This is a genomic window from Mucilaginibacter sp. NFR10 (assembly GCF_900100445.1).
In the GTDB taxonomy this organism is placed as follows: Bacteria; Bacteroidota; Bacteroidia; order Sphingobacteriales; family Sphingobacteriaceae; genus Mucilaginibacter; species Mucilaginibacter rubeus.
Genome location: NZ_FMTV01000006.1, coordinates 166,282 through 192,709 on the forward strand (window position 1 = coordinate 166,282; position 26,428 = coordinate 192,709).

The following is a 26,428-nucleotide window of genomic DNA, read 5'->3' on the forward strand; positions in this document are numbered from 1 at the left end:
ACCATCTAAAACATAATCAACTATGAAAAAGGCACTATGTATGATCGCTTTAGCAGCGATCTCGTTCAGCAGCGTTTTCGCTTACGGTACAGTAGTTCGCCCCTCAAAAGGCATTATGCAAACTGATACTACCAAGAAGAAGAAAACGAAGAAAATGAAAAAAGATACCATCATGAAAAAAGACACCATGAAGATGAAAAGGAAATAAGTCTTTAGTCTGAAGCCGGAAGTTTTAAGTCCGGTGGTATCAAACAGAAACAGCCCCGGCATTTTGCCGGGGCTGTTTGCGTTTTAAAAAGGGTGTCATGTTGAGCTTGTCGAAGCATGGTGTGAGGCATCTCCGCACGAGTCTTCGACAGGCTCAGACCGACAGGCCATAATTTTAATGCGATTTTCCCTTACAACTCTATAGTTTCGCCAATAGCCGGCAACTTTAAATTCAACCCTGCTTTGATAAACTTCTCTGTTACTTCATCCTTATCAATTTTAATAACCGGGAATGAATCATAATGAATGCCGATGATGTTTTTACAATTGATAAACGCCGACGCTTTAATGGCATCATCTGCTCCCATAGTGTAATTATCGCCTATAGGCAGAAATGCCCAGTCGAGATTTTCGTCAGCCAGGAGTTTCATATCATAGGTAAGCGCAGTATCGCCTGCAAAATAGATCACTTTCCCTTCTGCATAAATTAAAAATCCGGCAGGATTACCGCCCGGCGAGCCATCAGGCAAGGTACTTGAATGTACCGCGTTTACCATTTTAACCCTGCCAAAATCAAAGTTAAAACCGCCGCCTATGTTCATGCCATGTACATTTTCAATGCCTTTATTACCAAGCCATCCGGCAATTTCGGCAATGCAAATTACCTTTGCACCGCTACTTTTAGCAATTTCCAGCAGATCCGCCACATGGTCGCCATGCCCATGCGATACCAGGATATAATCGGGTTTTAAGCTGTGAATGTCAATATCCTTTGCCAGTGGGTTAGGGCTTATAAATGGGTCGAAAAGCAGTTTCTTTCCACCAGCTACAATCTCAAGGGCCGACTGCCCATAATAAGTAGTTTTCATAGAATGTTATTTTATGATCTGATCAAAAGTAAACAGTTATGTCAACGATTTGATTTAGTGGCAGAAAAGTTACACATAGGTGTTCAAACAGATAGAGAGAATTGCAAGTTTAAAGAAATGTCATTTAGAGCGAGCCATGTTGACTTGTGCATTGTGCGAGGGGGAATCTCCTAAGCCTGTGAACCCGCCATGAATAGTTTGTTATGAATGGCGTATACGATTTCTCTTAGCGCTGCCGCTGTTGCCCGCCCTCGCTCATCGAAATGACATTTTTAAGATGGGATGGTATAATTTTATTTACCAAACATATTACCCAGGCCTCCTAAGCCGCCAAACATGCTTTGGGTCATGGCAGCCATTTCGCTTTGGCTGATGTTTTCAGCCTGTTCAAGCGCTTTGTTGATCGCAACAACCAGCAACTCTTCCAGTTCTTCTTTGTCGGCATCAGCTAAAAAATCAGGATCGATCTGTACCGATTGGATCACTTTATTGGCATTAGCGTTCACAACTATTTTGCCGCCTTCGGCTGTGCCTGATACACTGATAGCATCAAGGCGTTTTTTCATTTCACCAGCCTTTTGCTGGGCTTCCATTAATTTATCAAACATGATTTTTTAGTTTTTAGTAAGTGGTTAATTAGGTGAATGGTTGGAATACGGACAGAGGAAAGATGATCATTCGGTTTATTAAAACCACTTACCAAATCAACTCTATCAACCACTCACCAAAAAAATTAATCATCACTGGTATCGCCATTACCATTGTATGCACTTTTACGTACAATAGGCATGCCAGCAGCTTTAAACAGGTCATCGAGCTTTAATAAACTGCCGTTGGCCAGGTTGGTCAGCAATACTATGGTAATGTCGTGTTTCATATCCCGTAGGTAAATATGCCTGAACCCATGCCACCAGCCGGTATGATAAATTACCTCCTCGCCCGGTGCTGTAAATGTACGCCAGCCGTAGCCGTAGTTGAAATGTCCGTGCACCATCGGGTTGCGTGGCACATAGGCCGAATCAAGCGTAGCCGGTTTTAATAACAACCCCGCGCGCAGAGCACGATCAAACAGGAACAGGTCACCAACCGTGCTGTAAATGCCTTTATCACCCACCGGGCCGTCCAAAAAGTTCTGCACTACCGAATAACGCCACTGGCCGCGGTCGTGCCCCACCACATCAACCGGGATTTTATCATAAACCGCTTTTGAGTAAACATGGGTATGTGCCATACTGGCTGGTTTAAACACATTTTCCTGCATAAATTGGGCATAGCTCATTCCGCTCACTTTTTCAATGATGGAACCAAGCACCATAAAGTTGGAGTTGTTATACAGGAAACGCTTATTGGGCTCGTTGAAGCGCGTTGGCTTATAATCGGCAATCATTTTCATAGCCTCAGCATTGGTAAGCCCTTTGCGTTGGTTCAGATGATTTTTCCGGTAAATATCGTCGATAAAATATACATAATTCATCATACCCGAGCGGTGCGTAAGTAACAAGCGAATAGTTACACCATCGTAGGGAAAATCAGGGAAAAACTTTTTAACGTCATCGTCAAGCTTCAATTTGCCGCGTTCCATCAGCAGGAGGATGGCGGTTGATGTCATAGTTTTAGTTACCGAAGCCAGTTCAAACTGCGAACCTATTTTCAGACTGTCGCGATGCAGGTAGTCGGCCCAGCCTATGGCTTTTTCATAAACTATTTTGCCTTTTTTTGCCACCAGCACATTACCGTTAAAACCGCGGGTACGGTGCAGCTCCTGCATTACGGCGTCTATCTTTTTATCAGCATTTTTAGGATTGTAGGCCAGCAACGCCGTGGTATCAAGCGGCCTGGCGGCAAGCTGCGATTGCGATTGGTCTTTGTTTTTATTTTTGGATGAACAGGCTAACAGTAACAGGGGGGCAGCAAACACTACCAGGCTTTTGTACACTAATCTCATAATCAATTTATCTCACACTAAACGAATGCGAAAATTAGAAATTATACAGCAGGTATTGATTAAAGTTTTAAAATTTTCTGTTAGTTAGCACAATTAGTATGTTTAAGTATGATTTTGTTGAAAAAAGGCTTGTTTATTATAGCTCTCGTGCTTAGCACAGGGTTGGCGCATGCTCAAAATACAGATGTCAATAGTATTATTAAGGAAGGCATCAGGCTTAACAGCGATAAAAATTATTCGGCGGCTATTGAAAAATATAAAGAGGCACTTGCCGCCGAGCCAGATAACGCGCAGGCCAACTATCAGCTGGCCTTCAGCCTTGCTGCATCAGGCAAGGGTACGGAAGCGGTGCCTTATCTCAACAAAGTGATAAAAACAGGTGGCGACCTAACTGGGCCTGCTTATGAATTAATGGGCAGCATTTATGATACTGCACGTCAACCCCAACAGGCCATCGACGCTTATAAAGAAGGGATCAAATTGAAGCCGGGGTATCAGCCATTATATTTCAACCTGGGGATAGCCTATTTCCGCGCGCAAAAATATGCCGAGGCCGAGCAGGCTGCCATTGAAGCTATTAAACTTGATCCTAAACATGCTAATAGCCAACGCTTATACGGGCTGGTAACTTTCCACCAAAACAAAAGGGTACCGGCATTAATGGGTTTGTGTAGTTTCCTTTTACTTGACCCGGAGGGACCCCGTGCAGATGAAGCCTATACCAACCTGCAAAGTTTACTAAAAGGCGGCGACCTGAAAGCAGCTAAAGCGGATCCGGAAACCCTGTTACTCAATAAAACCCTAAGCGCCGCCGTTTCGGTTTCTGGCGGTCAGCTGGAAACCCAGTTGAAAAACATTTTTACGGCGGTTGGCAAACTTGGCGAAAAGCCGGGCAGGCAATCCTTCTTTTGGGATTATTACGCGGCTTTCTTTTATAAGCTGGCCCAATCTCAAAGCTTTTCAACAGCAGTTAAATTAATTAGCTTAAGCGCCGATAAAACAGCGGGAGCAAAGTGGCTGCAAAACAACCCAGACCAACGGAAGGCCCTGGATGACTGGATGGCATCTGCCGAAAGAAAGTTTTAATTACAAATTTATCGCTGATAAATCATTGCTATGCCATATAGAAAATGATGATTTTATAATTTACATATCAATAATTGCGAAAGCCAAAGTTTTACTATTTTTGAGCACACAAAATTTAACGACATGAATTTTCCGGCTGAATTAAAATACACCAAAGACCACGAGTGGATTAAGGTTGAAGGCAATGTAGCTACCGTAGGCATCACCGAATTTGCTCAAAGCGAACTGGGCGACATTGTGTATGTTGATATTACTTCATTAGGTAAAGAGGTTGCTAAAGACGAAGTTTTTGGCACCGTTGAAGCAGTAAAAACGGTATCAGACCTGTTTATGCCTGTTGCCGGCACCGTAACAGAAGTTAACCCGGCATTAAATAACCAACCCGAACTGGTTAACACCGACCCATATGGCGAAGGCTGGATGGTAAAGATCACCGTAGCTGATGCTGCCGATGCTGACTCACTTTTATCTGCCGGCGATTATAAAACGGTTATCGGCGTATAAGATGAAGCTGTTTTTAAAATATCATGGGCCCGCTATTTTGTGGGCCTTATTTGTTTTAATTATTTGCTCGGTACATCTTGATTCTGTTGATAAATCCCCGCTGTTTTTTAGGGGCTTTGATAAACTCACGCACTGCGGTTTGTTTTTCACCCTTATTGTACTGGTTTGTTTTGGTGTTATCAGGCAACAAAAACCACGGCGGATTACGTATACAAGGGCATTCGTGATATGGGCAACCAGTGTATTTTTCGGGGCGCTTATTGAAGTGCTGCAGGCATCTGTTTTCACCTGGCGCAGCGGCGACTGGAACGATCTTTTTTGCGATGTACTTGGAGCTTGTATGGGGATTTTTAGTGTAATGCTAACTGTTGAGGCAATTGGAAAAAATGAAAAAAAATAAACTGGTCATTTTATTGGGCGCGCTGTTCTTAACGGCAGGTTCATCATGCGGCATTTTCCATAAGGGTTGCGGCTGTCCGCATTTCGGGAAAATTAAATCCGCCGACTCCAGATGTGCAGATGTGCAAATGATGGCTTAGCCAGGTAAATCTATATCAGCAAAGCACATTTACTATTCAATTTGCGGGTGTTCAATTTTTTAAAGTGTAAACACTTGCAATTATTTTCAAAAAAAACACCACTGATAATCAGCTACTTAATTTTGCTAACTATTAGCAAAGTACCCAACATGAACACATCATCATTGATAATCAGCGACTTGCATTTTTTAGAAATTAAACGTTGAACACCCGCTTTTTAAAAATTGAACACTGACATAATCGTGTCAGTGAAGGCACCCAATATATGCTTTGCCGATCCGGAATCTGCACATCTAAATCCTCACAACTGCATCTCGAATTGTCATTTACAAATCAAAAATCACCTGCCTGTTTAAAATCTGCACATCATAGCAAATCTTATTTGGATTTAATATAAATAAGCTTACATTTGCTACGTTATATATTATAAATGATGAAGCTGTCACAACTGGAAATAGGCGAAACTGGTATTGTAAAGGAATTTACCGATCTTGAAATGTCAGTAAAACTGATGGAGATGGGCTGTTTACCCGGCGAAGAGGTCCGCATTTCACGCATCGCCCCTCTTGGCGATCCTATTGCCATCAGCGTATCAGGCTACCAGCTTAGCTTACGCAGGTTTGAAGCATCCACCATCATTTTGCAGTAGTTTGTAAGCGTTGAAAACCAATATAAGAGTTGCACTTGTAGGAAATCCAAATACCGGTAAATCAACTCTCTTTAATATATTAACCGGGTTAAATCAAAAAATCGGGAACTTTCCGGGGGTTACTGTTGATAAAAAAACAGGCTTTTGCCAACTGCCTGACGGCCGCACCGCCGAAATAATTGACCTTCCGGGTACTTACAGCATCTATCCCAAAAGTAAAGACGAATCCATCGTATTTTCGGTACTGGCCGATAAATCAAAAGGCATGGTGCCCGATTTGGTTGTGGTGATCCTTGATGCATCCAATTTAAAACGCAACCTGCTGCTTTATACCCAGGTTGCGGACCTCAAGATCCCCGTAGTGGTGGCGCTTAACATGGTAGATGTGTCGGACAAGGCGGGCATCAAAATCAATATTGATCTTTTTGCCAAAAAACTGGGCGTTCCGGTAGTCCCTATCTCCGCCAGGAAAAATACAGGCATTGACAAGCTTAAAAGCGCCATTGCTTTTGCCAACAGTGTGCCGCTGCAGCAGGATACCATTGATATTGAAAGCATCGCGCCAGGCATCATAGCGCAAATAAAAGGGGAGATGCAGGTTGAAAATCCATATATAGCCTTGCAACTTGCCCACCAGCACGAAACGCTAAGCTACCTTTCAGCAGCCGAGAGCGACCGGATTGAACAACTGGAGCAGGAGCATTCTTTCCACTCGCAAAAGGCGCAGGCTACGGAAACCATCGCCCGGTACAACTTCATCAACGACCTGCTTTACGATACGGTTAAAAAAGCTGAAACGGCGCACGACGAAACCATAAGCAACAAGATAGATAAGATCCTTACCCATAAAGTATTTGGCTTTGTGATCTTCTTCGCCATCTTACTGTTCATATTCCAGGCTATCTTTTCATGGTCGGAATACCCGATGTCGCTCATCGAAAACCTGTTTATCTGGCTGCAGGCCGGCGCCGCTAAAATACTGCCTGCCGGTCCGCTGAGCAGCCTCATCATCGATGGGGTATTGGCCGGCCTGAGCGGAGTATTGGTATTTATCCCGCAGATCGCCATCCTCTTCGCGCTTATTTCTATTTTGGAAGATACGGGCTATATGTCGCGCGTTACTTTTATGATGGATAAGGTGATGCGCAAGGTAGGGCTTAACGGCAAATCAGTAGTACCCCTTATTGGCGGTTTTGCCTGCGCTGTACCGTCTATCATGAGTACCCGAACTATCGAAAACTGGAAAGACAGGATGATCACCATTATGGTTACCCCCCTGGTAGCCTGCTCTGCCCGTTTACCGGTTTATACCTTGCTTATTTCATTGGTAGTGCCCAACCGCAACGTTTGGTGGATCTTTAATATGAAGGGCCTCGCGCTTACTGCCATGTATGTGCTCAGCATCTTTTCGGCTATTATTGTGGCTTTTGTGATGAAGTTTATCCTCAAAGCCCGCGAACGCGGCTATTTTATTATGGAACTGCCCGTGTACCGCATGCCAAGGTGGAAAAACGTGATCTTTACGATGTATGACCGTTCAAAAACGTTCGTACTGCAGGCCGGTAAAGTGATCATTGCGGTCTCGGTGATCCTGTGGGTAATGAAATCATATGGCCCCGGCGACAGGTTTGCCCAGATAGATAAACAATACGCCCAGCCTCAATATACCAAAACCATGACGCCGGATAGCCTCAGCAAAGTTATCGCATCCGAAAAACTGGAAAACTCATACGCCGGCGTATTTGGTCATGTTATTGAACCCGTTATTAAACCCCTTGGCTTCGACTGGAAGATAGGTATAGCCCTCATCAGCTCCTTTGCTGCCCGCGAGGTATTTGTGGGCACCATGGCCACCATTTACAGCGTGGAGGGCGATGCCGATAAGATGCAATCGGTTCAGCAAAAAATGCACGAGGCTAAAAATCCGCAAACCGGAGAGCCGGTATTTACCTTAGCGGTGGCTTTCTCCCTCATGATGTTTTATGCCTTCGCCATGCAATGTGCCAGTACAGTGGCCGTTGTTTACCGCGAAACCAAAGACTGGCGCTGGCCCGCTGCCCAGTTTGCCTATATGACCGCGCTGGCTTATACGGCGAGCTTTATCGTATACCATTGGCTCAAGTAATTTTTAGTTCATGGATCATAGTTGATGGTTCATAGCCCTAAATGTTTCAGCAATGTTTGCACTGCTGAAGTCTCCGACTTTGGATAGCGAAGTATATCGGGGGCTGAAGTAGTTTTAGTTCATAGTAAAAACTATTCTTACCAATACCTGCTTATTAAGTTTCGCTATTTAAAGCCCAGACTCCCGGCAGCGTCCGTGTTGAAGAAATTCATCACGCGTTGCCATATTATTAACCTGCTACCTCTTCAAACTCAAAATATCATGCACCGCATGCTCCGCTTTTGGGTATTGAAATATAAACCCGCTATCCAGTAAGCGTTTGGGCATTACCCACCGGCTTTTTAATATCAGTTCGGTTTCGGTACCGATTACCATCGCGCCGACTTCCAGCAGCCACTGAGGGGCAGGTAAACCGAAAGGCGCACCATAAGCCTTGCGGATAATCTGCATCATATCAGTATTCTTTGCGGCTTCAGGGGCAGTGCAGTTAAATATGCCATTTAATTCGGGGTGGTCTAACAGCCATTGGGTGCTCCGGGCTACATCATGCTCATGCACCCAGGCTATGTATTGCTGCCCATCGCCTTGTTTGCCGCCGAGGCCAAACCTAACCAGGTTAAGCAACCGCGGAAAAACGCTGTCGCTTCGGCCTAACACAATGCCCATGCGCAGGGCAATTTTACGGGTATGGGGCGTATCTGTTTTAAAGAAAGTGTTTTCCCAGATGTTGCAAACATCAATAGAAAAGCCATAACCAATCTCACCGGTATCCTCATCCTGCGGACGGTCTTCAGCATGCCGATAGATGGTGGCAGAAGTTACATTGATCCAAACCTTTGGCGGGTTTTCCATCTTATGGATCACCCTGCCTAATAGTTCGGTAGGTACCACCCTTGAACGGATGATCTCCCGCTTGTTCTTTTCGGTATAGCGGCAGTTTACATTTTTGCCGCACAGGTTGATCAGCATATCGGCACCGGCAAGGTGAACCGTCCATCCCCCTTCGGTTTCACCATTCCAAACAGCGGTATGTACATTGCCATCAACAGGTTTTTGTTTGCGGGCCAGGATGATCACCTCGTCTGCCAAATCGCGGTAGTATTTGGCCAGCACGGTACCGAGATAACCGTTGCCGCCGGCCAGTACGATTTTTTTATAAGCTTTCATGATCAGTTAAGGTTTAAAATAAGTAATAATAAAACAATACGATAAGTTACCCAGGTAACGGTGAGCACCCAGCCAAGCCCAAGCAATTTGGTACGGCGGACGTGTTCAAGGAGCATTAAACCTGCTACCGCCATAAAATACAGGGTGTAAATCAGCGGGCCGAATTGAAAAAAGTGATTTACAACCAACCCCATCAGCAGTAATAAGCTGCCGGCAAAAGAGATGGTCATCATGTTGCCGAGGTAGGTCCACAGGTTACGGCGGTCAAAGCTGCATATAGCTGCTCCCTGAAAAAGGATCTGCCCGCCACAAATCAGGTACTCACGATAGGGGCTGCCTAAAGGAACAATCCCCCTAAGCAGATGTGCATAAGCGGTAAGGATAAACCCTGTACAAAACCAGGTGAAAAGCAAATACAATAAACGATAATGCAGCTTAAACGCAGGCTGGTATTCGAAGCCGGTTTCGGCAGCAGGGATAATTACCCTCCTATTGTATGATATAAAAGCATAAACCTTGCTCATGAGCCAGATGAATGGTTTAAAAGCAAATAAGGGAGTAAATACAGGCCAGGTATTGGCAATTATTTTGAAAAGGCTTTTAACACCGTAGGTAACCTCGCCGCTTTTCAGGTTAATTAAGGCTATTTCGTTAACAGCCCGTTGCCTGTCATAAACAGGGCAGGTACCTGCATGTGCTTCCTGGTACGCAGCGCGGCCATCAGCATCAAGCATCCCTGTTTTTACAAAGGCACCAGTATAAGCACGGCACATCGGGCATTCTGCATCAAACAGGATCATGTGGTTCTTGAGCGCTTTCATAACTTTCAGTGTTTTCTGAAACAAATATACAATATATTTTAAACTTTCAATAAATACTGAAATTTAAATTAACCACTACCCTACATATTTAACATATTATTTCACCGATATTTAGTGTATGACAACCTATAAATTTATCCGCGATGAAACTGAATTGGTTCAATCTTTAATTGAATTTAATAAGGAGCCCATTTATCACAGAAAAATGGTTGGAAACAAACCTTTATATTTTGTCCACACAATTATAGGAGAACAACATTTATTCGGGTTGTCAAAATTTTGTGCGTTCAAGGACATTACAAGCGATGATTATCTTTCAGGAAAGCGGCGTGAGACTGATGGGGGTAAAACCCAAAAACATATTGAGAAAGTGGTCAATAGACAATGGGAGCCATATGAGGGAATAGCAAAAAACATTCAAAAGGCATTCAAGCAATGGATTGAATCCTTTTTTCCACATTATAATATCTATAATGCCAACTTTTTAACCATCGAAGCAAAGCTTCTAAAAAAAGTAAAAGCGCAGAATAAAAGGTCAATAACTCAAGATGAATTGGAGATTTTATTAGACTTTAAGAAACGGATAGGTGCTACAGGCGAAGAAATTGCTATTACTTACGAAGCAGATAGGCTATTGAAACTTGGGGCAAGCTCACCATTGAATTATATCACCCATACCTCTAAAATAAACGCTAACGCTGGGTTTGATATTTATAGTGATTTCAATAAAAAGGTAAGATTTATAGAAGTAAAATCGAACGTAAATAATACAGGGGAAATATATCTCACAAGTAATGAACTTAGTACATTTAAATCGAATCCCAGGGAAGCATATATCTACTTAGTTAATATCACAAACCTCGAAAAAAAGGAAGGCATAGTTAGGGTTTTGAATGATGTAGATGAATTAGGTGAACGGGAAGCCATACTTTATAAAATAATTCGATAAACTTTTCCTGTCCCCTCTTGCAAAATCAAATCTTATATTTAACTTTGAACAACAAAGTACTTTTGATGAAAGAACAAGATATTCATGCAGAGTTAAGTTCCATCCGCGACCTGATGGAACGTTCGGCCAAGTTTATTTCGCTTAGCGGCCTTTCGGGTGTGATGGCGGGCATCTATGCCTTCGCCGGCGCCGGCATAGGATACAGTTTGCTGCAGGGCGAGTATACTACCCTCAGGGAGCGCCGTACTTACAATGAAGAATTGCTGATCATAAAATTATTTATCGTGGCAATTGCGGTGCTTGTATTGTCCATTGGCACGGGGATCTGGTTATCGGTACGCAAAGCTAAAAAAAACGGTCAGCCATTTTGGAGCGCCGGCAGCAAACGCCTGCTCATTAATATGGCAATCCCACTGGTAAGCGGCGGTTTATTTACTATTATACTTGTTTATCGTGGTTATTATGGTGTTGTGGCGCCTGCTACATTGATTTTTTATGGCATGTCGTTAGTTGCAGGCAGTCATTATACATATTCGGGTATTAGGAGCTTGGGGATATTGGAGATTTTATTAGGTTTGCTGTGTGCTGTAATGCCGGGTTACGGCTTAATTTTCTGGAGCGTGGGTTTCGGTCTGCTCCACATTATTTATGGTACTGTAATGCATTTTAGATACGATAAGTGAAGATATCATTAGATCAGTTTGATAAAGCCTTTGAAAACCGCATCCGCCTGCAAATCATGAGCGTATTGGTTGCTAATGAAAGCTACGACTTTAACTCGCTTAAAGAATTGCTTAACCTTACCGACGGTAACCTGGCGTCGCACCTGAAAGCGCTGGAGAAGGAAGAATACATTCAGGTGGAGAAAACTTTCATCGGCCGCAAACCCAATACACGTTACCTGGCATCCGAAAAAGGCCGGGCCGCCTTCAAATTGCACCTCCTTGCCCTCGAAAATTTGATCAAACAACAAAAAATGTAATTTTTTTTATTCATAAACTTTGAATTACAAAGTACTTTTAATTTATAAGACATGAAAAACCTTAAAGCAATTCTATTTAAAGATAGCACAGTTAAACTTGGCCTAATCCTAATCACTATATCTGCCGGGCTCTTCTTTTATGGAGGGGTCCGGCCTTTTTGAAGTCACCAGCTATTAAACAATAATAAATTGCTTCTTAGCGCCTTTGCGAGACAGGGCAATCGCTTTTAACCACATGCGGATTGAAAAATAATAAATGAAAAATTTTACACTAATTTTTACGTATTAATCGAATTACACGAATTGAATCAATTTAATATTCGTGTAATTCGATTAATTGTGGAGAGCTTGTAAAGCATTTGTGTAGAAATTTTTTAGTATAAAATTGGTAAAACGGATTGAATTATGAGGTTTCCCTACATTGCATGAAACATAAATAAACTTCCATAATTTTCTTATTACTTTTACAAAAACCAATAGGTTATTCATGAGTAATACCTTTAACCGACCAATCCGTGTTTTAGTTGCCAAAGTAGGGCTCGATGGCCATGACCGCGGCGCGCGCATTATTGCCACTTCGCTGCGCGATGCAGGTATGGAAGTTATTTATACCGGGCTACGCCAAACCCCCGAAATGGTGGTGAATACAGCCCTGCAGGAGGATGTGGACGCCATTGGCATTTCTATACTTTCGGGCGCGCATATGACGGTATTTCCGCGCATCATTAATCTCATTAAAGAGAAAAAAATGGATGATGTTTTGGTTACCGGCGGTGGTATTATTCCGCATGAAGATATGCTTGAGCTGCAAAAGCTGGGTGTTGGCGAGCTTTTTCCGCCCGGCACCAGCACGCAGGATATTGTAAAATATATAACCGCTTGGGTACATGAACACCGCAATTTCTAATATCTATGAAATTTCAAAATTTACTGATAACAAACAAGGGCCGCGTTCAACAAATCACTATTAATCGCGAAAGCAAACTGAACGCTCTTAATAAAGATACGCTGGCCGAACTGCATAGCGCTTTTACCCTGGCTTTCCAAAATCCGGAGGTTGGTGGTATCATCATTACCGGAGCCGGACCAAAAGCATTTGTTGCCGGGGCTGATATCAGTGAGTTTGCAGCGCTGAATATTGAAGGGGGTGCACAGCTTTCGCGTACTGGCCACACCGCAGTTTTTGATTTAATAGCTAACGGCAGCAAGCCTGTAATAGCGGCGGTAAATGGGTTTGCTTTGGGCGGTGGGCTCGAACTGGCCATGGCCTGCCACATCCGCATAGCATCTGACAATGCTAAAATGGGCCTGCCTGAAGTAACTTTAGGCCTGATCCCCGGTTATGGGGGTACACAACGCCTTACCCAACTGGTTGGTAAAGGCAAAGCGATGGAAATGATCCTGACCGCAGATATGATCACCGCGGGCGATGCCCTTCAATATGGCCTGGTTACCCACGTAGTTAACCCCGAAGAACTATTAACTAAAGCCGAAGAGATCCTGAATAAAATATTATCCCGTGCCCCTTTAGCGCTTGCTGCTGCTATCCGCAGTATTAATGCCGCTTATACCGATGGTATTAATGGCTATGAAACTGAAATAACCGAGTTTGGCAAATGCTTCGGCACAAAAGATTTTAAAGAAGGCGTAGCAGCCTTTATGGAAAAACGGAAGGCTGAATTTAAAGGAGAATAGAAGCTAAAAGCGGAAAACTCAAGGCTATGCCGTTGTTGTCGTCACGGGTGTCCGGAACACAAAAAACATGTCATTGCGAGGAGGAACGACGAAGCAATCGCATGCTATACAGGGCGGATATTCTTCCGTGCGATTGCCACGCTACGCTCGCAATGACATGATTTTTTTAAGGGGGCCAGGGGTGATTACTTTTTACCCCAACCGTCCTTCAATGTAACGGTGCGGTTAAACACCAGTTTATCATCAGTCGAGTTTTTATCTAAAGTAAAATAGCCTTTTCGCATAAACTGAACCGGCTTGCCTAACTCGGCATTAACTAAATCTGGTTCAATGTATACGGTTGATAATACATGCAGGCTGTTAGGGTTGATATAATCTTTAAAGTCGCCATCCTCATTTGAAGGGTCTTCAACCTGGAATAAACGGTCGTATAACCTCACCTCGGCAGTTTTGGCGTGTTCAACACTCACCCAGTGGATGGTGCCTTTTACATTAATGCCGCTGGTATCATGGCCCGATTTTGATTCGGGCAGGTAGCTGCAATGAATTTCGGTGATATTACCATCGGCATCTTTAACAATGCTTTCACCTTTAATGATATAAGCGTTTTTAAGGCGAACCATCAGCCCGATACCCAGGCGGAAGAACTTTTTAGGTGCAACCTCCATAAAATCCTCACGCTCTATCCACAACTCACGGCCGAAAGGGATATCCCTGCCGCCATCGCCGCCTTCAACTTCGGGGTTATTTTCGCCATGCATCACTTCGGTTTCGCCTTCAGGATAATTATCCAGGATCAGCTTAACCGGATCAAGCACAGCCATACGGCGCCATGCGGTTTTGTTCAGGTCCTCGCGGATACAGAACTCCAGCAAGCCAACATCTATCATGTTTTCGCGTTTGGCAACGCCAATACGCTCGCAAAACTCACGGATAGAAGCAGGGGTATAACCACGGCGGCGTAAACCGCTGATGGTAGGCATACGCGGATCGTCCCAGCCATCAACATAGTTTTCGTTAACCAGTTGCAGCAATTTGCGCTTGCTCATTACCGTATAGTTCAGGTTTAAGCGGGCGAACTCGTATTGTTTTGACGGGAAAATATTCAGTTTTTCAATAAACCAATCGTACAACGGACGGTGAGGTACAAACTCCAGCGTACAGATAGAGTGGGTGATCTCCTCAATAGCATCCGATTGTCCGTGAGCAAAATCATACATGGGGTAAATACACCATTTATCGCCTGTACGATGGTGATGAGCGTGTTTAATACGGTACATCAATGGGTCGCGCAGGTGCATGTTGGGCGACGCGAGGTCAACCTTTGCACGCAGTACTTTCGCACCGTCAGGATATTTGCCATCTTTCATATCGGCAAACAGCTGCAGGTTTTCCTCTACTGAGCGACTGCGGTATTGGTTTGGTGTGCCCGGTTCGGTAGGCGTACCTTTCTGGGCGGCTATTTCTTCGGCTGTGCTGTCATCAACATAGGCCAGGTTATTTTTGATCAGTTCAACGGCAAAGGCATACAGCTGATCGAAATAATCAGAAGCATAAAGCTCATTGGCCCAATCAAAGCCAAGCCATTTTACATCTTCCTTAATACTGTCAACATATTCAACATCCTCCTTAACGGGGTTGGTATCGTCAAAACGGAGGTTGGTAAGGCCATTGTATTTTTTTGCCAAACCAAAGTTAAGGCAAATTGACTTGGCATGACCAATATGCAGGTAACCATTAGGTTCGGGCGGGAAACGGGTAAGTACACGGTTGTCGTTTTTACCGGCAGCCAAATCTTCTTCAACAATTTCCTCTATAAAGTTCAGTGATCTTTCTTCGCTCATAAATTAGTATAGCAATATGAGCAAAAGTAACAAAATTTTAGGCGGCTGTGCGCATTATCATAGCATATTCGGTTGTGTATTATTGGCCAGTCAAAACAGGAAGCCATGCCGGATATATCGGCGTCCCACACCTCGGGTATCCAATGCAAGGAGATGGCCTCCCAATCGGGTTTATAACATGGGCGTTGCCTGCGGCCCGGGCTATCCGTTGCAAGTCCTCGCATTGCCCCTACGCTCCCCCTCGTTCGCTGCGGGCTTTCCACTTCTATCCCTAACGCGCCTCCTGCACAAACCAATAACAATACCAAAATCTAAAGCCTGCAATAGTCCAATTCTTACTTTTTAAAATATTTTAAAAAGTAAGAATTTTAATATATACATCACACATAAATTATTAAATTACGCCCACCATTTAAACCAGCATGAAACTGGTGCGGGGCAACAAAAAAACAAACAATTTAAACCCGGAACAGCTTCATCAACCAAACAACCAACCGATGAAAATTACATCATTTGAAGAGTACAAAAAAGTTTACCAGCAAAGTGTTGAGCAGCCCGAGCAGTTTTGGGCCGGCATTGCCGATAATTTTTTATGGCAAAAAAAGTGGGACACCGTACTGGACTGGAACTTTAAGGAGCCTAAGATCAAATGGTTCCAGGGTGCAAAACTCAATATTACCGAAAACTGTCTCGACCGTCACCTCGAAACTCTTGGCGATAAACCGGCCATCATCTGGGAACCTAACGACCCGGAAGAGGATCACCGCATTTTAACATACCGCCAGTTGCATGATAAGGTTTGCCAGTTTGCCAACGTACTTAAAAATAACGGCGCAAAAAAAGGTGACCGTGTTTGTATTTATATGCCCATGATCCCCGAGCTGGCTATTGCTGTTTTGGCTTGTGCACGTATCGGTGCTATCCACTCAGTAGTGTTTGGTGGTTTTTCTGCACAGTCCATTGCCGATAGGATCAACGATGCCGAGTGTAACATCGTGATCACCTGCGATGGCGGTAAACGCGGCAACAAAGAAGTACCGCTTAAAACTGTGATTGATGATGCTTTGGTACAATGCCGTTCGGTTAAAAAAGTGATTGTGCTTACCCGCAGCCGCACGCCGGTATCCATGATCAAAGGCCGCGATGTTTGGTGGGAAGATGAGATCAAAAAAGTGGAAACACAAGGTAACCCAAGCTGCCCTGCCGAGGTAATGGATGCCGAAGATATGCTCTTCATCCTGTACACATCTGGCTCAACCGGTAAACCCAAAGGAGTGGTACATACCTGTGGCGGCTATATGGTTTATACCGGTTATACTTTTGCCAACGTATTTCAGTACAACCAGGGCGAGGTATATTTCTGTACTGCCGATATCGGTTGGATCACCGGTCACTCTTATATCGTATATGGCCCGCTTTCGCAGGGCGCTACCACGCTGATGTTTGAAGGGATCCCAACTTATCCTGATTGTGGCCGTTTCTGGGAGATTGTGGATAAATTCAAAGTAAACATATTATATACCGCGCCAACAGCTATCCGCTCACTGATGAGTTTTGGGCTGGACAATGTAAATAATAAAGACCTGAGCTCACTCAAAAAATTAGGCTCTGTAGGTGAGCCTATCAATGAAGAAGCATGGCATTGGTTTGATGACAATATCGGGAAAAACCGCTGCCCGATTGTTGACACCTGGTGGCAAACCGAAAATGGCGGTATCATGATTTCTCCTATCGCCGGCATTACCCCAACCAAACCGGGTTATGCTACCTTACCATTACCAGGCGTGCAACCCGTGTTGGTTGACGAAAACGGCAAAGTGATTGAAGGCAACGGTGTAAGCGGCAACCTGTGTATCAAATTTCCGTGGCCGGGCATGCTGCGCACTACTTATGGCGATCATGAGCGCTGCCGCACCACTTACTTCGCCACTTACGAAAACATGTATTTCACCGGGGATGGCTGTCTGCGCGATGAGGACGGCTATTACCGCATTACCGGTCGCGTGGATGACGTACTGAACGTATCAGGTCACCGTATAGGTACTGCCGAAGTGGAGAATGCCATCAACATGCATAGCAGCGTGGTTGAATCGGCGGTGGTGGGTTATCCGCATGACATTAAAGGCCAGGGTGTTTATGCCTATGTGGTGAGCCCCGATAAGCATGGCGATGAGGACATTACCCGCAAGGACATCATCATGACGGTATCACGTATCATTGGCCCGATAGCCAAGCCTGATAAGATCCAGTTTGTAACCGGCTTGCCAAAAACCCGTTCGGGCAAGATCATGCGCCGCATTTTGCGCAAGATAGCCGAGGGCGATACCTCAAACCTGGGCGATACCAGTACTTTGCTTGATCCGGCAGTAGTTGACGAGATCAAGGCAGGGGCCTTATAATATTTAAGAAAAACTAATTCGCATTTTTTGTGAATGCGGCCCAAACATAAAACGGGATCCCGGCCATCAGCAGTAAAAAGCCGTAATATACAGCCTCCTGCCCGGCTCCTGCAATAGCCCAAAGCGCATAGGCAAAAGCCAGCATAGCCAGTGCTATAGCTCCGGCCCAGCCGCCTGCCTTTGGGCTTTTTCGTACCCGGATAACCAGGTAAGCCGCTGCCGATAACAAATAGGGGATCAAAACGCTCAACAGCGAAAGCAGCAGCAGGAATTTAAATTGTGTTACCAGGCCTTTGGTATAATTCATGGTCATGAACAGTGATACCATGATACTGCTGATGATAATACCCATATAAGGTACACCCTTTTTATTAGTGCGGCTGAATATCGGCGGGAAAAGTTGATCTTTTGAAATGGCATAAGGCACTTGCCCCTGCAATAACGTCCAGCCGTTCAGCGAGCCGAAAGCGGCGATGGCAATACCTGCGCTTACCCAGTAGCGGGCGCTGCTGCCGTAGATGATCACCGCGGTATCGGCATAGGGCGTAAGTGATTTTTGCAGCTGCGCCGCCGGGATAATACCGATAACGCTTACACTCCCCAGTATATAGATAAAGGTGGTGATGAGCAGCCCCAGCATGGTTGCCCTGGCCACTGTTTTTTCGGGATTGGCCACGCTGCCCGACGGTACGGTGGCGCTTTCAATACCAATAAACGCAAACATAGTCATGGTAGCGGTTGCCTGCAGGGCGCTGACTATGCCTGTCCCGCTGGCGTTAAAAGGTTTAAAGTTGGCCGCCTTAATGAAAAACAAACCGCCGATAGCTACCAGCAACAGTGGTAACACCTTTAAAATGGTGGTAACCAATTGCAGCTTGCCGCCGGTAACGACGCCCAATGTATTGATATAAGCTAATAACCAGATAGAACATAAACCGGTAATCACAGCAATAACACTGCTGCTTCCCAATATTGGAAAAAAGGTACTTAAGGCGCTCACAAACGAAATAGTAATGGCCGCGTTGGCGCAGGCCACAGCAAGGTAATATCCCCAGGCCACTAAAAATCCAATAAAATCGCCCAGCCCGTCGCGGGTATAGGCATACGGCCCGCCGGTAGCATGGGGCAACAGCTTGCTCAGGTTACTGAAAACCCGGGCTAAAAAGAACGAGCCTATTGCCGAGAACACCCAGCCCAGCAAACCAATACTCCCGAACGAAGCCATAGCCGCCGGCATCAGGAAAATACCTGCGCCAATCATATTGCCAATCACCAGCGAAGTACTGGTCCACAGGCCTAATTTGTTTTTTTCGGGATGAGTTTCGGGCATGGATCTTTTGTTTTGTTGAAAAGATAGGATTTTTTGGGATAACATGATATCCTTACATCCGGCCCATGTTATAATATTTAGTCTCTCAGCCAATAAAAATGAATCTTCCTAAACATTTACCTGCAAAATCGCTTTTATAGCAGGGCATTGCCGTTTAATACCAATCCTGCATTTAGATAACCTGTTCGTCTCAAATGAAAAGCAAAAAAACTATGACCGGCGTGATGCTGGTGCTGTGTGCACTGTTGATTATCAGTTTTAAAAATATAGGCCATAACACTGTACCGCCTGCTGCTGACACCACCAATGGCGGCTTATTCCTGCCCGGCAAATTTAAAGCGGTTGTGGTGGTGGATAGTTTGGAAGGCCGCGCACGTCATATCGCGGTGAACACCAATGGCGATGTTTATGTAAAACTCCGCTTCCCCGATTCTATCGGCGGCAACGTTGCCCTGCGTGATACTAACGGCGATGGCCGGGCTGACATCATTAAAAAGTTTGCCAATTATGAAGACAAAGGTCCCTATGGCACAGGCATGAGGGTACATAAAGGATACCTGTACTTCAGCTCGGAGGCAAATGTTTATCGAACAAAATTAAATCCGCAATCGCTGGTGCCCGATGGCCCCCTGGAATTGATTTTGCATGATGCTGCCGCCCCGCATGAGCATGACGCCAAACCTTTGGCCTTTGATAATGCCGGGCACATGTACGTGGCATTTGGCGCGCCCTCAAACGCCTGCCAGGAGCAAAACAGGGTGCCCGGTTCAAAAGGGATCAAGGGCTGCCCCTTGCTGCAGCAATATGGGGGCATCTGGCAGTTTGATGAGGCTAAACCTAATCAAGTACAGGCTGATGGTATCCGCTATGCCACAGGTATGCGCAGCGTTGTTGCTATGGACTGGAATACTGCCGATAATTGCCTGTATGTGGTGGCCCACGGTCGCGACGACCTGCGTCTGCAGTTCCCTAAAATATTCAGTGCCTGGCAAAGCGCTGTGCTGCCCGCCGAAGAATTTATAAAAGTAAAAAAGGGCACTGATGTAGGCTGGCCATATTATTATTACGATCCTATTAAAAAGAAAAAACTTCTGAACCCCGAATATGGCGGCGATGGCATAAAAGCCGGCAACGGTGCTAAATACACCCAGCCTATTATGGCTTTCCCCGCGCACTGGGCCCCCAACGACCTGTTTTTTTATACCGGCGATCAGTTCCCGGCAAGATATAAAAATGGGGCCTTCATTGCCTTTCATGGTTCAACCAACAGATCGCCTTATCCGCAGGCTGGCTTTTTTGTATGCTTTGTACCCTTTAAAAACGGCAAACCTTTTGGGCAATGGGAAATTTTTGCCGATGGCTTTACCGGAAAAAACACGGTAGTAAGTGTAAGTGACGCGGCTTACCGGCCAATGGGGCTGGCCATGGGTCCGGATGGCTCCTTATACATCAGCGAAACAGAGGAAGGAAAGATCTGGAAAATTTCCTATACGGGTAACAAAGCCGGGTTTGGCAAGGCCGAACTGGCCAAAATGGAGCTCCGTAAAAAACTGCCGGGTTTCAGGTTGCCCGATGTTTTAAAGAGCGATCTGCAAACCGGGATGCTCAAAGGCGGCGCTAAAATTTACAATACCTATTGTGCCAACTGTCACCAAAAAAACGGCCGGGGCGATGGTAATATGATCCCGCCGCTTAGCGGATCTGAATGGGTAACCGGTGGTAAGTTTATGGAAAAAGACCTCGCTATAAGGGTACTGCTTAATGGTCTGGATGGCCCTATCAAGGTGAAAAACAGGCCTTACAACAGCGCCATGCCCAAGCATAATTTTTTAAGTGATGCTGATATCGCGGCGGTACTTACCTATATCCGCAATAATTTTGGTAATAACAGCAGCCTGGTTACCGCGGCTGAGGTAAAAAAGGTTAGGGCTGAACTGGGTAAATAGGATTAAACCGGCAACCCATTTCCATTTTTTAATATTAACCGGATATGCTATTTTTATAGCATGACCTTATCATTCAAACCAATAGCTTTTTGGCTGTTCATTTTAGGCCCCTTAACCACCTGGGCTTTAGTACCGGCGGATACTTCCAGTAAAAAAATTTCTGTACCAATAACCGCACCTGGTTATCAGATCAGCGACTATGCATCCAATTTAAAAGAGGCTATCACCTGTTTCAGACAAGACAGCATTGATAAAGGAATGATGTTACTATCCAAAAGCATTAAAAACATCACTTTACAAAAAGATGTAACACGGATCATGCCCTATCAGGGATATGAAGTTTTTAGCCTTGTTAAGGATATTGCTGACAATAGCAATCTTTCGCCTGCGGAAAAACAGCTGGGGAAAGATTTTTTTAAATTGGTATTCACATCACAGCCCGGCGATAAAAATGCCGATAAAATTTTAGACGGCTTTTTTAAAAATGCCCCTAACACCGTTTTTGCTAAACGATTAAAATTACTTACCGCGTCATTTAAAGGAAAATCGGCCGCAGGTACTGAATTGAACCGATTGCTAAAGGACAGCCCGGGATTGATTTCGACCAACACAATGAAAGCAGAAATGTTGTTTGATGAACATAAATACCACGAATGTATAACGTATTGTGATCAAATATTGGCGGTATGGCCACAGTATGCCCATGCGTACCAGATGCGGGCTAAGTGCTATTATAATCTTGATGAGCTTGACAAGGCGATAGCTGATTACAACCAGGCCATTAAATTTTTCCCGGGCTATTTTGTACTTTATTATGACCGGGCCGACTGCCTGATCGACCTTGAAAAATATAAGGAAGCAGCAACTGATCTGCGATTGACATTACGGTTAAAGCCCAATTATAGTTGGACTTACTACAACCTCACCAGGTGCTACAAAAATATGGATATGCCTGATAGCGCCCTTTATTTTATCAATCAGCATATTAACCAAAATGCCGACGATGGTGATGGCTATAACCTGAAAGGTGATATTTACTGTGACAGGAGCGAATACGAAACAGCTATCAGTCTGTATACACAGGCCATCAACCTGGAACCCGACCGACGGACTTTTTATGTTGATCGCGGCGACGCTTATTATTACGCAGATAAATTGGACGATGCCATAAAAGATCTCCAAAAAGCTATCAGCATTGATAAATCATATCCTTTTCCATACGACAGGATAGGCGATTGCTACTATCAGAAAAAGCAATATGAAACAGCTATAACTTATCATCAGAAAGCAGTAAAGGCCGACCCGACCTATAAATACGCCTATGTTGGGCTCAATTTAAGCTATACGCAATCGGGTAACTACCTCGAAGCTATTGATGCCGCCAAAAAAGCAATAGCTATTGACAGCACCTATGCCAATGCCTTGGGTAACCTGGGGTGGTCATGTTATTGCGCCGGTAAGTTTGATGACTGTATAAAATATTCTTACAAGGCGCTGAAATACCAGGATGACGCCACTTACGCCATGTTTAATATAGCGCTTGCCACACTTGCAAAAGGCGAAACAGGCAAAGCGAAACAATTGTATACAGGTTTTATAAAAACCTGTAAAGAAAAGAAGTATGAGATAAGGGATGGCGCCACCGACGATTTACGGGAACTGATCAGGAAAAAGGTTTACGTAGAAGAATCAAAATTTATAATTGAACATATTTTTGAGCAAAAAGTAGAGTGACAAGCAAGATATTTTTCCTGAAAACGTGTTAAAATCACCAAACCCGCACATTTTTTAAACAATTAAAAACCTACTTTAGAGTTTTTGTACTTATAAACTATTACTGAAAGTATTAATGATAAACAATTTTCCGCTTAAAAAGCTTGTGCTGGTAGCCGGGCTTTGCTTACCTGTATTCACTTATGCGCAGGAAGCTCCAAAAACTAAACCTAACTGGCAAAACCTTGATCTTAAAACCGATTCTGTATTTGGGATCAGTACCGAAAAAGCATACAACGAACTGTTAAAAGGCAAAAAACACGTTACCGTGCTGGTAGCCGTAATTGATGGGGGTATTGATGTGGACCATGAAGACCTTAAAAAGGTGATCTGGAACAACCCGCAAGAAACCGCCGCGAATAAAAAGGATGATGATAAAAACGGTTATGCTGATGACGTGCACGGCTGGGATTTTATTGGCTCGGCCAAGGGAGATGTACATTATGATAACCTGGAGCTAACCCGCCTTGTACGGATCAACAACGCCCGCTTTGCCAATGCCGACAGTACGAAACTTACCGGGAAAGACCTTGCCGATTTTAAAGCATACAGCGCTATGAAAGCTGATATGGATAAGCAGGTTGCCAAAGCACAGCAAACCTATACGGTGATCAATAAATTCAATACCCTGCTTGATGGGGTACTGACCAAGCTGGGCAACCAAAACCCAAGCCTTGATGATATCACCAAATTTGAGCCTAAAGATAATGGCGAGGCCTATGTTAAACGTGTATTGGTAAGCGCCCTGCCTTCGTTTAAAAATGTAGCCGAGTTCAGGGAGAAAGAGGTAAACGGCGGCTTAACTCACTTTAAAGAGCAGTTGGATTATCACCTCAACCTTAATTTCAATTCGAGGGATACCGTGGGCGATAACTATAACAATGCTAATGAGCGTTTTTACGGCAATAATGACGTAACCGGCCCGGATGCTGATCATGGCACCCACGTTGCCGGGATCATTGGCGCGATACGGGATAACAATCTTGGTGTTATGGGTGTGGCCAATGATGTAGCTATTATGTCGGTACGTACAGTACCTACCGGCGATGAACGCGATAAGGATGTAGCAAACGCTATTCGTTATGCTGCGGCTAACGGCGCTAAGGTGATCAACATGAGCTTCGGCAAAAGTTACTCGTACAATAAAAAAGCTGTTGATGAAGCAGTGAAATTTGCTTTAAGCAAGGATGTGTTGCTGGTACATGCCGCGGGTAATGACAACAATAACACCGAAGTTGAACTGAACGTCCCTAACCGTATTTATGAGGACAAAAGCGGCGTAGCCGGTGCCTGGATAGAAGTTGGCGCATCGGGCCCTAAAGATGATGAAACGCTGAAAGCATCTTTCTCCAATTATGGCAAAACCAGTGTTGATGTGTTTGCACCGGGCGTAGCCATCAATTCAACCACACCAAAATCAGCCTATGCCGAGCATGATGGTACCAGTATGGCGGCACCGGTTGTAACCGGTCTGGCAGCGCTTATCCGTTCATATTATCCTAAATTAACGGCTGTACAGGTTAAGGAGATCATCATGAAATCGGTAGTAAAAATATCGCATAATGTGGAGATTAAAGATGGAGAGACTAAAAAAGAAGTTCCGTTTACCGATCTTTGTGTAACCGGCGGCGTTGTTAATGCTTATAACGCGCTTCAGCTGGCTGCCACTTATTAAGATCAACCATTTTATGAAAAATATCATCCGCTTGATTCCGGTATACACGTTTTTACTGGGCATATTTTTAGGTTTTACCACCTCTGCCCAAACAGTTGTAACAAAAGTATCAGGTGGATGGATAAAAGGTATCGAAGAAGGGCCAACCCTGGTGTTTAAAGGCATCCCGTATGCTAAACCACCGGTTGGCCCTTTGCGTTTTATGCCCCCTCAGCCCATGACGGCATGGAAAGACACGCTTTCATGCGAAAAATTTGGAAGCCCGGCATCGCAGGGCGGCGGCACAGGCGGACTAAAAGGCAGTGAAGATTGCCTGACATTGAACGTTTATACACCAACAACAGCAAGGGATGCCAGGCTTCCGGTGCTGGTATGGGTACATGGCGGCTCGCTTACAGGCGGCTCGGGTATGGGAATGAACGGGCACGCTTTTGCCGACGATGACAGCGTTGTTACCGTTACCATTAATTATCGCCTTGGCGTTTTCGGCTTTATGTATTTGGGCGATGTAAACAAAGCTTACCAATCATCCGGCAATAATGGATTGCTCGATCTGATCATGGCGCTGAAATGGATCAGACAAAATATTGCGGCTATGGGCGGTGATGCTTCGAAGGTTACCGTCATGGGCGAATCGGCAGGCGCAAAACTCACCAGTGCCCTGTTGGCAACACCACAATCCAAAGGCTATTTCAACCAGCAGATTTTAGAAAGCGGCGCCGTGCAATGCATCCGGGATTCTGCTGCCGCTAAAGGCATCAGGCAGCGGTTAATGACCGAGCTGGGTGTTAGCAAACCCGCCGACCTTCTCAAAATCTCCGCCGAAAAACTTATAGCAGCACAAGCAAACATCAGCAATGGGGCACAGGGTACCAACTATTTTGGCCCGGTGATAGATGGCGCGGTGATTTCGCAGGATCCATATCAATATATCCTCAAAAACAGGAATGATAAAGTACGCTTCCTCATCGGTACCAATAAGTTTGAAAGTAAAATGTTTATGAATTTTGATAAACGTCTCAACCACCCCGATAGCACGGTGCTATATGGTTGGTTTGGTGATAATTACCGTTATATTTTATCGAACTTTGAAAGTGAGGCTAAAAATGGCAGTGCAGATAGCGCCGCCATAAAAGTACTCACCCAATACATGTACCAGATGCACAGCTACCGGCTGGCTAACACATTAGCACAGGCAGGCAGCCACGTTTGGATGTACCGTTTTGATTACAAGCGCGATGGTACCGGTGCAACCCATGCCGATGAATTAGGCTATGTTTGGTTTTTACCTAAACAAAACAACTTTAACGATACAGAACTAAAACTGGCTAACCAAATACACCAAACCTGGGTAAACTTTATAAAAGGCATAGCTCCGGGCCTGGTTAATGATAAGCAATGGCCACATTTTGTAGCCGGCGAAAGCAATATCATGGTTTTTGATACGGTTTCGGGACCAACGCAGCTTAACGATATTTACAACGACAGGGCCCACCCTTCTTCCTGCTTTGTGCTAAAATAATTACCCTGGATGCAGTTTAAAATGGTTTGATAAAATCTTATTGAAAAAGCCGTCATTGCAAGGAACGAAGCAATCCCCGGTTAGCAGAGTTGCTCCGTATAGTTCGGGATTGCTTCGTTCCTTATGATTGTAAGCTATTGATTATAAGTATGTTTTCGATTGACTTTATAGATTTGGGCGTTGCCTGCGGCCCGGGCTTTACGTTACAAGTCCTCGCTTTTCCGGCCCGCAATCCCCATCCGCGCTGCGGGCTTTGCACTGCAATCCCTAACACGGCCCCGCATAATATCCCTAAAATATATTTTACATGCCATAACGGCTTTTTTCAGATTGCCTTGATGCTTTCTCAATAACGCGTTTCATCTGTTTTTTAACAGCTCTTCGGGTTTATTTGACAAGCG

At 44.7% G+C, this 26,428-nt stretch carries 23 protein-coding genes; 16 read left to right on the forward strand and 7 right to left on the reverse strand.

The window, feature by feature from the left end; translation table 11 throughout:
- The first annotated feature begins 22 nt into the window (after nucleotides 1-22).
- The gene (locus tag BLP33_RS19815; protein WP_090532369.1) at nucleotides 23-208 is read left to right on the forward strand and encodes a hypothetical protein; all 186 of its coding nucleotides are present in this window, start codon (nucleotides 23-25) and stop codon (nucleotides 206-208) included.
- Nucleotides 209-398: 190 nt separating this feature from the next.
- On the opposite strand, the gene BLP33_RS19820 is transcribed toward BLP33_RS19815, so the two are convergent.
- The 3 genes from BLP33_RS19820 to BLP33_RS19830 all read right to left on the reverse strand — a co-directional run bounded on the left by BLP33_RS19820 (nucleotide 399) and on the right by BLP33_RS19830 (nucleotide 3,021).
- Nucleotides 399-1,076 carry a metal-dependent hydrolase gene (locus BLP33_RS19820; RefSeq protein WP_090532371.1) on the reverse strand — a complete coding sequence of 226 codons (678 nt, stop codon included), beginning with the start codon at nucleotides 1,074-1,076 and terminating at the stop codon, nucleotides 399-401.
- Between the two features lie 293 nt (nucleotides 1,077-1,369).
- Nucleotides 1,370-1,684: a YbaB/EbfC family nucleoid-associated protein gene (locus BLP33_RS19825; RefSeq protein ID WP_090532373.1), complete on the reverse strand. Its 315-nt coding sequence runs from the start codon at nucleotides 1,682-1,684 to the stop codon at nucleotides 1,370-1,372.
- Nucleotides 1,685-1,809: 125 nt separating this feature from the next.
- The gene (locus BLP33_RS19830) at nucleotides 1,810-3,021 is read right to left on the reverse strand and encodes a serine hydrolase domain-containing protein (protein WP_090532375.1); all 1,212 of its coding nucleotides are present in this window, start codon (nucleotides 3,019-3,021) and stop codon (nucleotides 1,810-1,812) included.
- A gap of 108 nt (nucleotides 3,022-3,129) precedes the next feature.
- On the opposite strand from BLP33_RS19830, the gene BLP33_RS19835 reads away from it, so the two are divergent.
- The 5 genes from BLP33_RS19835 to feoB all read left to right on the forward strand — a co-directional run bounded on the left by BLP33_RS19835 (nucleotide 3,130) and on the right by feoB (nucleotide 7,924).
- Nucleotides 3,130-4,107, forward strand: coding sequence for a tetratricopeptide repeat protein (locus BLP33_RS19835; protein WP_090532378.1), 978 nt, complete (start codon nucleotides 3,130-3,132; stop codon nucleotides 4,105-4,107).
- Between the two features lie 123 nt (nucleotides 4,108-4,230).
- Nucleotides 4,231-4,611, forward strand: coding sequence for a glycine cleavage system protein GcvH (gcvH, locus tag BLP33_RS19840; protein ID WP_090532379.1), 381 nt, complete (start codon nucleotides 4,231-4,233; stop codon nucleotides 4,609-4,611).
- 1 nt (nucleotide 4,612) lies between these two features.
- Nucleotides 4,613-5,011, forward strand: coding sequence for a VanZ family protein (locus BLP33_RS19845; RefSeq protein ID WP_090532381.1), 399 nt, complete (start codon nucleotides 4,613-4,615; stop codon nucleotides 5,009-5,011).
- Nucleotides 5,012-5,583: 572 nt separating this feature from the next.
- Nucleotides 5,584-5,799 (forward strand): FeoA family protein, encoded by a 216-nt coding sequence (locus tag BLP33_RS19850; RefSeq protein WP_090532383.1) that lies wholly within the window; start codon nucleotides 5,584-5,586, stop codon nucleotides 5,797-5,799.
- Between the two features lie 10 nt (nucleotides 5,800-5,809).
- Entirely contained in the window at nucleotides 5,810-7,924 is a 2,115-nt protein-coding gene (gene feoB, locus BLP33_RS19855) for a ferrous iron transport protein B (protein ID WP_090532384.1), read from the forward strand.
- 237 nt (nucleotides 7,925-8,161) lie between these two features.
- Here the strand turns inward: feoB and BLP33_RS19860 are convergent, their stop codons facing one another.
- Nucleotides 8,162-9,091 carry a TIGR01777 family oxidoreductase gene (locus tag BLP33_RS19860; protein WP_090532387.1) on the reverse strand — a complete coding sequence of 310 codons (930 nt, stop codon included), beginning with the start codon at nucleotides 9,089-9,091 and terminating at the stop codon, nucleotides 8,162-8,164.
- Nucleotides 9,092-9,093: 2 nt separating this feature from the next.
- The gene (locus BLP33_RS19865) at nucleotides 9,094-9,912 is read right to left on the reverse strand and encodes a DCC1-like thiol-disulfide oxidoreductase family protein (RefSeq protein WP_090532389.1); all 819 of its coding nucleotides are present in this window, start codon (nucleotides 9,910-9,912) and stop codon (nucleotides 9,094-9,096) included.
- A 118-nt stretch (nucleotides 9,913-10,030) separates the two neighbouring features.
- On the opposite strand from BLP33_RS19865, the gene BLP33_RS19870 reads away from it, so the two are divergent.
- The 5 genes from BLP33_RS19870 to BLP33_RS19890 all read left to right on the forward strand — a co-directional run bounded on the left by BLP33_RS19870 (nucleotide 10,031) and on the right by BLP33_RS19890 (nucleotide 13,538).
- Nucleotides 10,031-10,861 carry a protein NO VEIN domain-containing protein gene (locus tag BLP33_RS19870; protein WP_090532391.1) on the forward strand — a complete coding sequence of 277 codons (831 nt, stop codon included), beginning with the start codon at nucleotides 10,031-10,033 and terminating at the stop codon, nucleotides 10,859-10,861.
- Between the two features lie 65 nt (nucleotides 10,862-10,926).
- Nucleotides 10,927-11,544, forward strand: a complete 618-nt coding sequence (locus tag BLP33_RS19875) for a hypothetical protein (RefSeq protein WP_090532393.1) — start codon at nucleotides 10,927-10,929, stop codon at nucleotides 11,542-11,544.
- Nucleotides 11,541-11,843, forward strand: coding sequence for a winged helix-turn-helix domain-containing protein (locus BLP33_RS19880; RefSeq protein ID WP_090532394.1), 303 nt, complete (start codon nucleotides 11,541-11,543; stop codon nucleotides 11,841-11,843). Before BLP33_RS19875 ends, BLP33_RS19880 begins: the two co-directional genes overlap by 4 nt.
- Before the next feature lie 487 nt (nucleotides 11,844-12,330).
- Nucleotides 12,331-12,750 (forward strand): cobalamin B12-binding domain-containing protein, encoded by a 420-nt coding sequence (locus tag BLP33_RS19885; RefSeq protein WP_090532397.1) that lies wholly within the window; start codon nucleotides 12,331-12,333, stop codon nucleotides 12,748-12,750.
- A gap of 5 nt (nucleotides 12,751-12,755) precedes the next feature.
- Nucleotides 12,756-13,538 (forward strand): enoyl-CoA hydratase/isomerase family protein, encoded by a 783-nt coding sequence (locus BLP33_RS19890; RefSeq protein ID WP_090532399.1) that lies wholly within the window; start codon nucleotides 12,756-12,758, stop codon nucleotides 13,536-13,538.
- Nucleotides 13,539-13,723: 185 nt separating this feature from the next.
- Here the strand turns inward: BLP33_RS19890 and BLP33_RS19895 are convergent, their stop codons facing one another.
- A complete protein-coding gene (locus BLP33_RS19895) occupies nucleotides 13,724-15,382 on the reverse strand; it encodes a glutamine--tRNA ligase/YqeY domain fusion protein (RefSeq protein ID WP_090532401.1) in 1,659 nt (552 codons plus the stop codon).
- 497 nt (nucleotides 15,383-15,879) lie between these two features.
- Here BLP33_RS19895 and acs point away from each other — a divergent pair, with 497 nt between their 5' ends.
- Nucleotides 15,880-17,781 (forward strand): acetate--CoA ligase, encoded by a 1,902-nt coding sequence (acs, locus tag BLP33_RS19900; protein WP_090532845.1) that lies wholly within the window; start codon nucleotides 15,880-15,882, stop codon nucleotides 17,779-17,781.
- A 13-nt stretch (nucleotides 17,782-17,794) separates the two neighbouring features.
- On the opposite strand, the gene BLP33_RS19905 is transcribed toward acs, so the two are convergent.
- Nucleotides 17,795-19,111 (reverse strand): amino acid permease, encoded by a 1,317-nt coding sequence (locus BLP33_RS19905; RefSeq protein WP_090532403.1) that lies wholly within the window; start codon nucleotides 19,109-19,111, stop codon nucleotides 17,795-17,797.
- 194 nt (nucleotides 19,112-19,305) lie between these two features.
- On the opposite strand from BLP33_RS19905, the gene BLP33_RS19910 reads away from it, so the two are divergent.
- The 4 genes from BLP33_RS19910 (at nucleotide 19,306) to BLP33_RS19925 (ending at nucleotide 26,027) form a co-directional block, all read left to right on the forward strand.
- A complete protein-coding gene (locus tag BLP33_RS19910; protein WP_090532404.1) occupies nucleotides 19,306-21,057 on the forward strand; it encodes a PQQ-dependent sugar dehydrogenase in 1,752 nt (583 codons plus the stop codon).
- A gap of 60 nt (nucleotides 21,058-21,117) precedes the next feature.
- Nucleotides 21,118-22,791 carry a tetratricopeptide repeat protein gene (locus BLP33_RS19915; protein WP_090532406.1) on the forward strand — a complete coding sequence of 558 codons (1,674 nt, stop codon included), beginning with the start codon at nucleotides 21,118-21,120 and terminating at the stop codon, nucleotides 22,789-22,791.
- A gap of 115 nt (nucleotides 22,792-22,906) precedes the next feature.
- On the forward strand, nucleotides 22,907-24,505 hold the full coding sequence (locus BLP33_RS19920) for a S8 family peptidase (protein WP_090532407.1): 1,599 nt from the start codon (nucleotides 22,907-22,909) through the stop codon (nucleotides 24,503-24,505).
- A 13-nt stretch (nucleotides 24,506-24,518) separates the two neighbouring features.
- Nucleotides 24,519-26,027: a carboxylesterase/lipase family protein gene (locus tag BLP33_RS19925; RefSeq protein WP_175490069.1), complete on the forward strand. Its 1,509-nt coding sequence runs from the start codon at nucleotides 24,519-24,521 to the stop codon at nucleotides 26,025-26,027.
- Nucleotides 26,028-26,428: the final 401 nt, after the last annotated feature.